This window comes from Streptomyces sp. TRM68416 (genome assembly GCF_014596915.1).
Lineage (GTDB): Bacteria > Actinomycetota > Actinomycetes > Streptomycetales > Streptomycetaceae > Streptomyces.
The window spans coordinates 248,369-261,621 of the sequence record NZ_JACVWU010000009.1; the positions used below are offsets into that span (position 1 = coordinate 248,369).

General features: G+C 72.2%; 12 protein-coding genes. 1 reads left to right on the forward strand and 11 read right to left on the reverse strand.

Translation table 11 applies throughout. The features are described from left to right. Positions 1–18: 18 nt before the first annotated feature. From ICC28_RS17185 to ICC28_RS17210, 6 genes are all read right to left on the reverse strand, one after another. Positions 19–1,236, reverse strand: a complete 1,218-nt coding sequence (locus ICC28_RS17185) for an ABC transporter permease (protein WP_188289442.1) — start codon at positions 1,234–1,236, stop codon at positions 19–21. Beyond that, positions 1,233–1,910, reverse strand: coding sequence for an ABC transporter ATP-binding protein (locus ICC28_RS17190; RefSeq protein ID WP_188289443.1), 678 nt, complete (start codon positions 1,908–1,910; stop codon positions 1,233–1,235). The genes ICC28_RS17185 and ICC28_RS17190 overlap by 4 nt, the downstream gene beginning before the upstream one ends. After that, the gene (locus ICC28_RS17195; RefSeq protein ID WP_188289444.1) at positions 1,907–3,469 is read right to left on the reverse strand and encodes a hypothetical protein; all 1,563 of its coding nucleotides are present in this window, start codon (positions 3,467–3,469) and stop codon (positions 1,907–1,909) included. Before ICC28_RS17195 ends, ICC28_RS17190 begins: the two co-directional genes overlap by 4 nt. Positions 3,470–3,582: 113 nt before the next feature. After that, positions 3,583–4,080 carry a hypothetical protein gene (locus ICC28_RS17200; RefSeq protein WP_223188967.1) on the reverse strand — a complete coding sequence of 166 codons (498 nt, stop codon included), beginning with the start codon at positions 4,078–4,080 and terminating at the stop codon, positions 3,583–3,585. A 223-nt stretch (positions 4,081–4,303) separates the two neighbouring features. Then, positions 4,304–5,497, reverse strand: a complete 1,194-nt coding sequence (locus ICC28_RS17205; RefSeq protein WP_188289445.1) for a DUF2993 domain-containing protein — start codon at positions 5,495–5,497, stop codon at positions 4,304–4,306. Between the two features lie 72 nt (positions 5,498–5,569). After that, positions 5,570–7,387 (reverse strand): bifunctional metallophosphatase/5'-nucleotidase, encoded by a 1,818-nt coding sequence (locus ICC28_RS17210; protein ID WP_188289446.1) that lies wholly within the window; start codon positions 7,385–7,387, stop codon positions 5,570–5,572. Between the two features lie 166 nt (positions 7,388–7,553). Between ICC28_RS17210 and mshD the strand changes: the two genes are divergently transcribed. Next, positions 7,554–8,492 carry a mycothiol synthase gene (mshD, locus tag ICC28_RS17215; protein WP_188289447.1) on the forward strand — a complete coding sequence of 313 codons (939 nt, stop codon included), beginning with the start codon at positions 7,554–7,556 and terminating at the stop codon, positions 8,490–8,492. A 119-nt stretch (positions 8,493–8,611) separates the two neighbouring features. Here mshD and ICC28_RS17220 read toward each other — a convergent pair whose 3' ends face one another. The 5 genes from ICC28_RS17220 to ICC28_RS17240 form a co-directional block, all read right to left on the reverse strand. Continuing rightward, the gene (locus ICC28_RS17220) at positions 8,612–9,238 is read right to left on the reverse strand and encodes an ABC transporter (protein WP_317454035.1); all 627 of its coding nucleotides are present in this window, start codon (positions 9,236–9,238) and stop codon (positions 8,612–8,614) included. A gap of 185 nt (positions 9,239–9,423) precedes the next feature. After that, positions 9,424–10,938 carry an ABC transporter permease gene (locus ICC28_RS17225; protein ID WP_188289448.1) on the reverse strand — a complete coding sequence of 505 codons (1,515 nt, stop codon included), beginning with the start codon at positions 10,936–10,938 and terminating at the stop codon, positions 9,424–9,426. Then, positions 10,935–11,795 (reverse strand): ABC transporter ATP-binding protein, encoded by an 861-nt coding sequence (locus ICC28_RS17230; protein ID WP_188289449.1) that lies wholly within the window; start codon positions 11,793–11,795, stop codon positions 10,935–10,937. Before ICC28_RS17230 ends, ICC28_RS17225 begins: the two co-directional genes overlap by 4 nt. After that, on the reverse strand, positions 11,792–12,619 hold the full coding sequence (locus ICC28_RS17235) for a zf-HC2 domain-containing protein (protein ID WP_188289450.1): 828 nt from the start codon (positions 12,617–12,619) through the stop codon (positions 11,792–11,794). Before ICC28_RS17235 ends, ICC28_RS17230 begins: the two co-directional genes overlap by 4 nt. Further along, positions 12,616–13,167 carry an RNA polymerase sigma factor gene (locus tag ICC28_RS17240; protein ID WP_188289451.1) on the reverse strand — a complete coding sequence of 184 codons (552 nt, stop codon included), beginning with the start codon at positions 13,165–13,167 and terminating at the stop codon, positions 12,616–12,618. Before ICC28_RS17240 ends, ICC28_RS17235 begins: the two co-directional genes overlap by 4 nt. Positions 13,168–13,253 lie beyond the last annotated feature (86 nt).

Genomic DNA, 13,253 nt, shown 5'->3' on the forward strand with positions numbered 1-13,253 from the left:
ACCGAGGCATCGAACCGCTCACCAGTCCTTCATCGCATCGGTGGGGGACATCCTCGCGGCCCGGCGGGCCGGGCCCAGCGCCCCCGCCGTCACCACCAGTACCGTCAGCGCGAGGAGCAGGAGCAGAGTGACCGGCGAAGGCAGCGGCACCCAGTCCCCGGCATAGGGGGCAAGGTCTGTACTGCCCCTCATCAGTGCCGCACCGGCAGCGCCGAACACGGCGCCCAGGGCCGTTCCGATCAGTGCCGCCACGGCACCGGCCAATGCCATCTCCGTCACGAGCATCGTCAGTACCGCTCGCGTGCGGAAGCCGACCGCCTTGAGAATCCCGATCTCCTGCGCACGACGACGCGACAGCGCGCCGGTCACCGTCACGGCACCGGCGAACGCCAGCACGCCGAGCACCCCGAGCAGCACCTGGCCGACCACCTTCACCAGCTCCAACACAGCGGGAAGCGCCTCGAGTTGCTGACGCAGTGTGGCCGCCGGATAGCCGAGCTGCTGCACCGACCGCATCACCCCCGGCACGTCCGCCGCCGACCGCGCGACCACGGTCAACTGGTCGTAGCCGATGGTTCCCAAGTACTCGCTCTCCGGCTGTCCGGAACGCTGCGCCGCCCACTTGATCACGGTGGAGTCGGCCACGTATGCCGCGTCCGGGCCGTCGAGCTGCCAGGACGGGTCGTACACACCGACGAGGCGGGCATGGCTGGTCACCCCGGTGCCTTCGCCGGGACGGACGTAGCGGATGGTCTCCACCTCGATCTCCTGGCCCACCAGCTTGCTCAGGTCCATCCCCTGGGAAGCGGCGGGCGCCACGATCTCTCCCGGCTTCAGGGGGAAGAGCCGCTCCCGCACGGACTTGGACACCGGTGGAGTGAGCACGGACCGGTAGGTGGTCGCGTACAGCAGGGCCGTGCCTCCGGCCTCGGTCGACACTCCGAAGGACACCTGCGCCCGGTGCTCGACGGACGCGACGTGCGGCAGTTTCGCCAGCCGCTCGGCAGTCCGATCGGTCAACTGGGGGGTCTCGGGCCGATCGTCAGGCCGGTCGACGGTGATGCTGCGGTTGGCCGCGCTCTCCGTCACCCCTGTGTCGGTGGCACTCTGCGCCCGGTCCACGACGCCCAGCGCACCGAGGCAGACACCGGACGCCACCGCGACCATGACCATCAGGCCGTACAAACGGCGCCGCAGGGCACGGACGTTGGCCAGCGCCATGGCGAAGACGCTCATGCGGCACTCCCCTCGGCCACCAACGCGCCCGCGTCCAGCCGGTGTACGCGGTCCGCTGCCTCCGACACCGCCGGATTGTGCGTGACGAGCAGCACGGCCCGTCCCTCGTCCGCCAGTTCGCGGAACAGGCCCAGCAGGGTCTCCTCGCTCCGTGTATCGAGGTTCCCGGTGGGCTCGTCCGCCAGCACCACGGGCGGGTCGTTGATCAACGCGCGTGCCAGGGCGACCCGTTGCTGTTCACCGCCCGACAGTTCGCTCGGCAGATGGTGGGCGCGTTCCGCGAGCCCCACTCGGTCCAGGAGCGCACGGGCGTGCCGTTCGCCGTCGGCACCGCGCCCGGTGTACGGCAGCACGACGTTGCGCAACGCCGAGTGCTGCGGCAGCAGGTTGTACGACTGGAAGACGAACCCCAGCCGAGTGCGCCGCAGGTCGGCCAGAGCGCCGTCGGCGAGCCCCGAGGTATCCGTGTCCGCGACGAAGACACGGCCGCTGTCCGGCGGAGTCAGCAGCCCGAGGATGTGCAGGAGCGTGGTCTTTCCCGAGCCGGAATGGCCGACCAGGGCGGTCACCTCTCCTCCCCGCACAGCGAGATCGACATCGCGCAGGATGTCGACCCTCTTTCCCCGGAGGGTGTAGGCCTTGCCCACACCCTCCGCCCGCAGCAACGCGCTCACCGTCGTGCTCCCGTTCTCTGTCCGTTTCCTGTGGCTGCCGGGCCCCAGCCCATGACCCCGCCCAACTGCCGGTCCAGCGCCCACACGCCCCAGGTGGTCTTGAGGTCGCAGGCGGGGTCACCGGCACCGACCTGGTACACATCGGGCAGCCCGGGGCAGCCCCGGTAGGGCGTGACTCCGCTGCCAAGGGCTTCCTCCAACTCCGCGTCCAGTACTCCGCCGAGCAGCGAATACGCCCGTACGACCAGGCTGTAGTCGTAGAGGGAGGGGAAGCGGCCCGGGTTCCGGGCCCATGGCTGTAGATCGCGTGCGTCCATCCAGGTCGGGCCGCGCTCGTGCAGTCCTGCGTCGGCCAGGCCGACGGTGACCGTGGCCGCGGCCACCACCGCGCCCGGAGTGTCCGGCTTCCATGTGCCGATCTCGGGCGCGCCGATGTCGACCCCGGCATCGGCGCAGTTGAGGGCAGTGCGCTGCCACCGAGTGGCGTTGTTCTCGGTCACGGTGGTGGGCAGCACCGCGTCATCGGCGCACAGACGCCGAGCGTCCTCACTCGTGGGACCGCCGGACGCAACCCTGCGCAAGGCCGCCCGGGCGAGGCGCTCGGTGTCTTCGCGGCTCGCGTTGCCCGCCTTTTCCTCGCGGTCGAGAGCCGCGAGGAGCCGTGGGTCCCTGCGGGACCAGCCAGCGAGTGCGCGAAGCCGCTCGACGAAGAGAGAGGCATCGGGGTTGCCGAGATAGGCGGCCGGATCGCGTACGGTCCCGTCGTCGATGCGCGCCTCGTCGAGCCGCCGTCCGACGGGCGCGAACAGGCTGTCGGGCGAACCGGCCGTCTTCAGTACGCGCACCAGACAGTAGAGCTGCTCGTACGGCAGACCGGCTGCGCCTTCGCGCAGCACTGCCTCCCAGATGCCCCGGTCGATGCGGGGGCGCCTGCCTGCTGCCTCCTGGATCAGAACGTAGTGATACGTGTCGTTCAGCCGGTCCGTTCGACCGGCAGGGGTGAGAGAAGCCCAGTCGTCGGTACGCGGCGCAGCGACGGTGGTGAGGACATGGGGCACCGGCCGGTCGAGCAGACGCAGGGCGCTCGCCAGCGCGGCGCCCTGGTCGAGTGGCATGCTCTTCGCCGCACGGGAGTGCAGCCACCTGGCGGTGGCGTCCCGGTCGGCCGTCGGCACGTCCCGGAGTTCTTCCAGCGCTTCGAGTACGTCGAGCGCCGCCCAGGTGGCGCCGAGCCGGGCCGCGTCCGTGTCATCACCCAGCGCGGGGTCCGTGTACCAGCCGCCCCTCGCCCTGAGCCGCTTCACGGCCCTTGCGTCGCCCGCGCCGAGCGCCTCCGATGCACCGGCTCGCCGTAGGGGGACGAGCCAGTTGCGGCCCCACAACGGGGAGGATGCCAGCGCCTCTCTGCGCAGTGAGGCAACGCGGGCCGCCGAGGCGCTCGTCCTGGGGCGGCGACCCAGTTCGTCCAGGGTCCGCAGGGCGTAGGACTGCGCTTCGGGGCCCGCCGGCTGCTCCTGCAGAAAGGGCGGGTAGTGGTAGCCGTTCTGCCGACTGACCAACCGATCGAACTGCCGTGCCGCAGAACCCCGTTCGGGCCCCGAGGGCTCGGGTGCGGATGCGGATGCGCACGAGGCCAGCAGGGCTACGGCCACGGCGGCCCCGGCGTGCCTCATCAGGAGGCGCCGGCGTAGGCGCACTTCTCGCTGACCTTGATGGCGCCGGTCACCTGGGCCGACCCGCAGCTGCGGGTCGACACGTACAAGGTCGACTTGCTCGGGCGCATCTGGCCGTAGGTGTCGGAGATACGGGCGTGCGTGTTCTTCCAGCGCACCTCGCCGAGGGATTTGCTCACCATCGTCAGCGTGGCCTCGGGGTTCTTCGAGATGGCGACGGAGACGCCGACGCCGTGCGCTTCCAACTCGGCGCGGTTCTGGATCCACCTCGCCCGCTTGGGGTTGTTGCCGGTCATCTTCGTGGACGCCTTCCAGTCGCAGGCGTTCGCGTAGACGGCACAGTGCCAGGCATTGGTCACGATCTTGTTGCCGCCCGGCAGGCCCACGGACGTGGCCGCGGAGGTCGCCTGAGTCGGCGTGGCCGAGAGCACCAGGGCAACGGCCGCCAAGACGGCGGCAGACACGTGCGGCAGGCGTGTGCGCATCCTGATGTTCATGTGGTCGTCTCCCTCGGGGTCCGTTGCGGTGGGCCTCATGAATACCGTTGGACGATCCCGCTGCACATCTTGTCGATCATCACAAAGAGTGAATGACCTGGGAAAACACCTCGCAAGGGTCACGGCAGCGCTGCCCGCTGACGCGCCCCTGGCACGGCTCGCCCCTGCAGGCTCACCGTCTTTCCCGATCAGGACGCATATCGTCCCGACCACTTCCGTTAGCTCACCCGAACTCCAGCCCCGCCCCCGCCAGTCGCACCCTGATCCCGTCCTCCTCCACCCGTACGTCCGTCAGGCGCAGGGCGCCGTCGCCAGGGGGGTTGGGGAGTTGGAAGGCGAGGGTGAGGCGGTCGGTGAGGGTGGGGCGGGCGAGTTGGGGGAGGGCTTTGACGAGGGTGGGGTCGAGGCCCAGGCGGGAGAGTGCTTGCGGGTGGTCCAGGGCCAGGTCCAGGAGGTTTACGCGCATGGCCTGGTGGGTGAAGCGTGGGGTGCCGGTGAGGCGGGAGAGTTCGGTGTCGGAGCGTAGGGCCGTGCTCACGGCGGAGTCCGGTATGCCCAGCCTGCGTACGACCGACGGTACGGAGAGCAGGGCCTTGGCCTTGTCGGTCTCCTCCGCCAGGCGGCTCGCCGTCTCGCGGGTCAGGTGCAGGCCCTGGGAGGCGCCGGTGCCGGGGCGGTAGGTCGCCAACTTGCCTATGTCCAGGCGCATTCCGCCGATGTCGGTGCCGATGCCCCGGTCGCCGTCCCGCCGGATGCGCGCCTCGGCCCGCAGCCGCAGATCGTGTCCGGCGACCGGCAGGGTGCCGTCCGCCCGGATCCGGTCGCGGCCCTGGCCGGTGAACTCGACCTGGGACACGCCGAGTTCGCGGTTCAGGTCGGAGAAGGAGAGCAGGACGTCACCGTCCAGCGCGGGAACCGCCGCTCCGCGCACGGCGGTCAGGCCGTCCGCGTCCAGTCGTACGTCCCGTGCCGTCGCCGTCACCCGGGCCAGGGAGACCCGGTCGGCGGCCACGTCCGGCACGGTGATCCGGACCGACTCCAGCCGTTTGTCGGCGAGTTGGGTGAGGAAGGGGAAGCCGCCGATCTCCACTTCGGGAGCGGCGGCCAGGCCCATGCGGTCCTTGAGGGCGTCCGCGGCCCGGTGTTCGGCGTAGAGCACGGCCCAGCGGTCGCCGAGTACGAGGAAGGCGGTGACGGCCAGGAGGCCGACCACCGCCTTCGCCGCGAACGGCAGCCCCGCGAGCCGGCCGCGGCGGCGTCGACGACGGCCGCCGCGGCGGTGGTTGGGCGGGGACCAGTCGTCCTCGCCGACCGGCTCCGGCCGGAGGATGTCCTCCAGCGGGCCGTCGTCGAGGGCGCCCAGCTCCTCGTAAGGGTTCGCTACGGGATGCGTCTCGGTGTGGTGGGGGGTACGCATCGGTTCATACGACCATGCGCACCGGACCCACCCGCAACCGATACCCCCGGTATGCGATTCAGCTCACGATGCTCAGCTCACGACCGTGATCCGGTTCGTCACCGGCGGCGCGATCGGGTTCGTGGGCGAGGAGTTGGCCGTCAGGTACTTCTCCAGCGCCGCCAGGTCGTCCGTGCCGATCAGGTCGTTCGTGCCCTGGCCCAGCGTGGTGATGCCGTCGCCACCGCCCGCGAGGAAGCTGTTGGTCGCGATGCGGTAGGTGGCGGCCGGGTCGATCGCGGAGCCGTCGAGGCGGATCGAGTCCGTGACGACGCGGTCGGCGCCGGTCTTGGTCAGGTCCAGCGTGTACGTCAGGCCCTTCGACGGCAGCAGGATCTTCGGCGCGGCCGCGTTCGCACCGCTGACCTGCTCCTTGAGGATCTGGATCAGCTGGGCGCCGGTGAAGTCCTGCAGGTTCACCGTGTTGGAGAACGGCTGGACGGTGAAGCCCTCGGCGTAGGTGACCACGCCGTCGCCCTCGGTGCCCTTGACCGCGTAGGTCAGACCGGCCCGCACACCGCCCGGGTTCATCAGGGCCAGGTCGGTCTCCGGGTCCAGCTCCTTGCCGTACGCGAACTGCGCGTCCGCGATGAGGTCGCCCATCGGGGACTCGGTGCCGGTGTTGGGGATGTCGGCGGTGATGTAGCCGATCGGGCGGTTGCCGATGGGCGCCGCGAGGGTGTTCCACTTGGCGATCAGCTCGGTCATGTCCGGCGCCTTGGCGACGGTGCGGGTGACCACGTGGTTCGCCGACTTCACGGACGTACGGGCGATGTCGCCGGTCCAGCGGTCGTACGTCAGCGTCGTGTCGGTGTACAGCCGGCCGAAGGCCGCGGCCGAGGTGACCGTGCGCGGCTTGCCCGACGGGTCGTTGATCGTGCAGGCGTAGGCCGCGTGCGTGTGGCCGGTGACCAGCGCGTCGACCTTCGGCGTGATGTTCTTGGCGATGTCCACGATCGGACCGGAGATGCCGTCACCGGCGCCCGGGGAGTCGCAGTCGTAGTTGTACGCGGTGGAGGCCGGGGCGCCGCCCTCGTGGATCAGCGCGACGACCGACTTGACGCCCTTGCGCTGGAGCACCCGGGCGTACTTGTTGATCGTCTCGACCTCGTCCTTGAACTTGAGGCCCTTGACGCCCTCGGCGGAGACGATGCCGGGGGTGTTCTCCAGGGTCACACCGATGAAGCCGATCTTGATGCCGTTCTTCTTCCACACCGTGTACGGCTTGAGGATCGGCTTGCCGGTCTTCTCGTCGAGGACGTTGGCGGCGAGGTAGGGGAAGTTCGCGCCGGCGAAGCGCTTGTCCGTGTAGCAGCCGTCGACGGGGTGGCAGCCGCCGTTCTGCAGGCGGGCCAGTTCGCGCGCGCCCTCGTCGAACTCGTGGTTGCCGACGGACGTGACGTCCAGCTTCAGCTTGTTGAGCGCCTCGATGGTGGGCTCGTCGTGGAACAGGCCCGAGATCAGCGGGGAGGCGCCGACCATGTCGCCGCCGGCGGCGGTGATGGAGTACTTGTTGCCCTTGCGGGCCTGGCGCAGGTGGGTGGCGAGGTACTCGACACCGCCCGCGTCGATGGTCTCGGTGGTGCCGTCCTCGTGGAGGTGCGTGACCCGGCCGGAGGAACCGGACGGCGGCTCCAGGTTGCCGTGCAGGTCGTTGAAGGACAGCAACTGCACGTCCTGGTAGCGGCCCGGCCAGTGGCTGCCCCCCTTCTTGCTGTCCTTCTCCCCCGCGGACGCGGTCGCCGGCAGCGCGGCGGTCAGGGCGCCGACGGTGGCGAGGCCCGCCGCGGCGGCGAGGATGAGATGCGTCCGCCGTCTGCGGTTCCGGTGCTGCTGAGCCATGGCTGGCATACGCCCCCCTGTGGGTCGTGTGTGTCGTTTCGTGCCCTGTGCGGACAGTGGCCCCGTCCCGGCGCAGCCTAGAGTCAACGCGCGTAGCGCGGTAGGTGGTTCATGGTTACATCCTGGTTTCCCTTTTGCCGCCGCATTGCGGGGGCCTCGGCTTACTCTCGTACGCATGACCAGCGACGACACCGCACTGCCCGGCCGGAACCGCGCCATCGCAACCCATTCCGCACTCGCCCCGGGCCAGATCGAGGCCGTGCTCGCCCTGCTCGCGGAAGCCGCCCGCAACGACGGCCAGCAGGCCGTCTCCGAACAGGGGCGGCTGCAACTGCGCGGCGGGGAGCGGGAGGGCGTCTCGCACCTGCTGCTGACGGTCGACGACGAACTCGTGGGATACGCCCAGCTGGAGGACACCGACCCGGTGGAGGCGCCGGCCGCCGAACTGGTCGTCCACCCCGCGCACCGGGGGCACGGCCACGGACGGGCGCTCGGTACGGCGCTGCTGGCCGCGTCCGGCAAGCGGCTGCGGGTGTGGGCCCACGGCGGGCACTCGGCCGCGCGCCATCTGGCGCAGGTGCTGGGGCTGACGCTCTTCCGCGAACTACGGCAGATGCGGCGATCGTTGGCCGACCTGGAGCTGCCCGAGCCGGGGCTGCCGCAGGACGTGACGATCCGGACGTTCGTGCCCGGACAGGACGACGCGGCCTGGCTCGCCGTGAACGCCGCGGCCTTCGCCCACCATCCCGAGCAGGGCTCCCTCACCCAGCGCGACCTCGACGACCGCAAGGCCGAGCCGTGGTTCGACCCGGCCGGGTTCTTCCTCGCCGAGCGCGAGGGCGCGGACGGGCGCGAGCTGATCGGCTTCCACTGGACCAAGGTGCACGCCGAGGACGGCCTCGGGGAGGTCTACGTCCTCGGCGTGCGGCCGGGCGCGCAGGGCGGCGGGCTCGGCAAGGCGCTCACCGCGGTCGGCCTGCGGCACCTGGCCGGACAGGGGCTGCCCACGGCGATGCTGTACGTCGACGCCGACAACAAGGCCGCCGTGTCGGTGTACGAGCGGATGGGCTTCGAGACGTACGAGACGGATCTGATGTACCGCACGGAGACGTGACACCGGCGGCAGCCCCCACGCCGGGGTGACGTCCCGCCCGGGCCCACAGCCCGGGCGGGACACGCACCGTCCGATCCGCGCCCTCCGGACCGGCTCCGCACCGGGTCCGCCGCACGACGTCAGCGGCGGACCCGCAGCCTCCGGACCGGCTCCCTCCCCCAGACGACCCACCCCAGGGCTGCCCCCGCCACCACCACGGCCCATCCCTGGTGGGCCGTGGCCCACCCCGGGGCGCCCGGCGCCGCGAACATCTCCCAGTCGTCCGGCATGAGGAGCGGGGCCACGACGGCGACGACGAGCAGGGCGGCGGCGACTGCCGTGCCGGGGCGCGGTTCGTCGGTGACGCGCAGCGCGCCCGCGGCACCGGCGAGGGCGAGGGCGCAGATGGCCGCCGCCTGGAGGGTTACGGCGCCGACCGGTGGCCGCAGCTCCGCGGGGACCGTCAGGACGGCCGCCGTCCACCACAGAGCCGCGACCGGCGCCACCAGCGCCAGGCGCAGTGCCTGGCGGGCGGGCCGGGGCGTGGGGACCACGGCCGTGGTGTGGCGGGCGGGGTCGTCCAGGAGGAACGCCAGGCCCAGCGCGAAGGCGAGGGCGGCGGCACGCAGCGCGTTGAGGGCCACCCACGCGTCGACCCCGTCGGGGAAGAGCCGCGTCGTCCCCACGACCACCAGTCCCGCGGCGGCCCCGACCCCGAGCGCCCGCCAGGGCAGGGTGCGCAGGACTGGTATGAGCAGGTCCCCCACTCCCCGCAGACCCCCCGTTCCTCGTTGGTCCCCGACTCCCCGCCGGTCCCCCGCTCCCCGCCGGCCCCCTATTCCCCGCAGACCCCCCGCTCCTCGCCGGTCCCCCGCTCCCTGCCGGTCCCCTATTCCTCGCAGACCCTCCACTCCCCGCCGGTCCCCCACTCCCCGTTGGCCCCGCAGCCCCCTCACTCCTCGCACCCGTCCTTCTCCGTGATGCCCTTGACGCCGAGGAGCTCGGCCGCCCGCGCGGTGCTCACGCCGGGTGCCGTGAGTTCCGTCCAGGCCTCCTTGACCTGGGCGGTCACCTCGGCCCTGGGCCGGGTCAGCAGTTCGCGCACGACGTCGGTCTGGTCCGCCGACATGGACAGCGGGTACGACGGCCCCAGGACCACGGCCCCGCCGGTGATGCTGTCGTCGACCCGGACGAGCCGCATCGCGTCCAGGGGTTCGTCCTGCCAGCCCAGGGCGAGCCACATCACGGTGACCATCCGCCCGTCGCACAGCTCGACGCCCTTCTCCTCACTGCCCGCCACCAGCACGGCGGCGACGGCCGCGGAGAACTCGGGGACGCGCGGACCGCCCCACCGCGTGCCCACGGTGACCTCGTGCGCCCCTGTCAGCGGCTGAAGGGTGGAGTCGGCCGACAGGCCGTAGCGCGCCTCGACCCGCTGGCGGACGACGAGCGGCTGCTTGTGGGCGGTGCCGCCGGCGAGGTTCTCGACCTCGTCCACGACCTCGGCCCAGACTCCGGTGCGCGAGGTCCACTCGGGGAAGGCGCAGTACGTCGACAGGCCCCGCTGCACACAGGACTGCTTCGGGTCGACCGTCGCCCGTTCCCGCGCGGCGATCAGGTCCGCCGAGTCCCCGCCGGACTGGGCGTAGGCGCCGAGCAGGGCCAGGGCGACGGCCCCGGCGAGGCCGACGCGGACGGACCTGATCCGGCGGCCGTCGCCGGCCAGCACCGCGAGCAGGCCGGCGGTCAGGGCGAGGCCCAGCAGGTACACCGCGTGCCAGGCGGCCGGGCGGCCGAGCAGGTCGGAGGGGAGGGTCTCGGAGCCGCCCTCGCCGACGACCGGGAAGAGCCAGCGGGTGTCGTCCGCGGGGTCGCCGGGTGTGGTGCCGAGGACGAGGAAGAAGAGGAGGAAGACGATGAGCGTCGGGGCCACCACGGAGGACTTCAGCCACCGGGCCATCAGGACCCCGGCCGCGCCGAACAGCAGGACCGTCAACGGTCCGACGAGCAGCTCGCTGACCGAGCCGCGTCCGACCGCGCCCGGCTTGAGGGACTCCCAGCCGAACTGCACGCCCACGAAGACCGCGGTGATCAGGGCCGCGGGCACCACGGACAGTACGTGGGCGACCGTGCGGCGCCATGCGGGGATCACCAGCGTGACGAAGTGCCGTTCGGTGTCCCAGCGCAGGGAGCGCAGGGCGGCCCGGTGGGTGGCGAGCAGGACGGCGAGCCCGACGAGCAGCGGGGTGCCCTGGGTGTCGCGGTCGGCGTCCTGGAGGGCGGGGAAGCCGTCGTAGGAGTCGTGGGTGTGCCAGATGATCCAGGCGAGGTGGAGGGCGAGGGCGATGAGGACCGGGACGGAGCGCAGAAGGCGGCGGGCCTCGAAGCCGGCGAGGGCGAGGACGCCGGCCGTGGGCGAGGGCTCCGGCACTGCCTTGGCGGTCGTGGATTCGATGGTCATGGTCATGCCGTCACCGCCGTGGACTCGCCGTCGAGGGTGAGCAGGTAGCCGTCCTCCAGGGTGGGTTCGAGGAGGTCGGCGCCGGGCGGCGGATCGCCCACGTTGCGGAAGGTGCCCGTGCCGGTGCGCCAGCCCGCCCGCGCGTCCGGGGCGCGTTCGGTGCTGCTCCAGACCCGGCCGGCCGCCCGCGCGGCCAGCTCGCCGGGCGTGCCGTCGAAGCGGATGCGGCCGCCGGCCATCACCAGCACGCGGTGGCAGAGCATCGCCACGTCCTCGGTCTGGTGGGTGGAGAGCAGCACGGTCCGGCCCTCGCCCGCCCGGGCGATCAGCTCCCGGAACCGCATGCGCTGTTCGGGGTCGAGGCCGACGGTGGGCTCGTCGAGGACGAGGAAGCCGGGGTCGCCGACGAGGGCCGCGGCGAGCGCGACCCGCTGCCGCATGCCGCCGGACAGCTTCCTGATGCGTCTGCCGCGTACGTCGCCCAGGTCGACCTCCTCCAGCACCCGCCGCACCTCGCGGTGGCGGGCGGCGCGGTCGGTGAGCTCCTTGAGGATGGCCACGTAGTCGACGAACTCGAAGGCGGTGAAGTCCGGGTGGAAGCCGGGCGCCTGCGGCAGGTAACCGAGCATCCGCCGGACCTCCTGCCGGCCGCGGGCGGTGCCCGGATCGTGCCCGAGGACCGTGAACGCCCCGTGCTGGGCGGGCACGGCGGTGGCGAGCACCCGCAACAGGGTGGTCTTTCCGGCGCCGTTGGGCCCGATCAGCCCGGTGACGCCCGGCGTCAGCCGCAGCGAGACGTCGTCGAGGGCGCGGGTGGAACCGTAGTGGAGGGCGAGGCCCGAGGCGGAGACGGTGGGAGTCATACGGCGCTCCTGTGGAAGACGTCGAATCGGTCACGTACGAGGAAGAGGAGGCCGACGGCGAGGGCGGCCACGGCGGCGGACACGCCCTGTCCGGCGGCGGTGAACGGCGCGAGCTGGCTGTCGGTGCCCGACTTGGCGGCCTCGGCGCTCACCAGCAGTGCCAGCCACGCGCCGCCGACCAGCAGGGGCGCCAGGACCGGCCCGAGCCGTGCGGTCAGCGCGAGGGAGGCCGCGGTCAGGGCGAGCGCGGGCAGCAGCCAGGCGAGGGCGCGCAGGCCGTAGGCGGGCAGGGCGAGCGTGGCCAGGCCGTTGAGGCCGAGTCCGGCGACGAGCACGGCGAGCGTACGGATCATCAGCAGCCGGAATCCGTGCACGGGACTGACGACCGCCATCTCGTACGTCGGATCCAGCGCGGGTCCGTAGCTCAGCGCGACGCCGGCCAGCGGCAGCATCGGTGCGAGGGCGAGGAACAGGGTGGGCGAGTCGGCCGAGTACACCACGCCGACGGTCGTCAGCAGCAGGAGGACCACCGACGCCAGCCAGGAGCGGCGCAGCACGGGCGTCGCCGCGAGCAGCCGCGCGGTGTGGTCGGCGACGCCGAGCCGCATGAGCAGCGCCTCCAGGAACCCCGGCCGGGGCGCGTCCAGTTCGGCGTCCAGCCGTTCCCAGCCCGCGTCGAGCGCGCCGGGGTCGGCCGCCTCGGCGAGCACGGCACGGCAGGCGGCGCAGGCGGCGAGGTGGGTGTCGGCGGACCACAGCAGCGGGGGTGTCAGCTCGCCCTGTGCGTAGGCCCGTACGTCGTCTTCGTCCAGGTGCCAGGTCATGCCAGTGCCTCCCGCAGTTGCTTGCGGGCCCGCATGGCCCGCGTCTTGACCGTCCCCGGCGGGATGCCCAGGACGACGGCCGCCTCGCGGGTGGTCAGCCCGTCGATGACCGTGGCCTGGAGCACCGCGCGCAGCTCGGGCGAGAGCCTTATGAGGGCGCCGGCGAGGTCCCCGTGCTCAACCCCCGCGAGCACGCGGTCCTCCGCCGACGCCTCCTCCCGGTGCCGCAGCCGCGCCAGCGCCTGCCGCAGCCGTCCCCGCGCCCCGTCGCCGCGCAGCGCGTCGACCAGCCGGCGCGAGCCGATCCGCCACAGCCACCCGGCTGCATCGCCGGAGTACCCGTCCTCCCGGTAGCGGGCGGTCCCCCGCCACACGGCGAGGAACGTCTCCTGCACGACGTCGTCGACGATCCCGGCGTCGGCGCACCGGCCCCGCAGTCGCGCGGTCAGCCAGGGCGCGAACCGCCGGTACAGCTCCTCGAAGGCGCGCCGGTCCCTGTCCGCCGCGATGGCTCGCAGCAGGTCGCCGTCGCTTCTCGTTTCGCTCACATCACCTCATCGGACGAGGCCGGTCGATCGGTTCACACTCCACGCCTTGACTTTCGCATCAGCTTCCACCACCCTTTCACTACTTA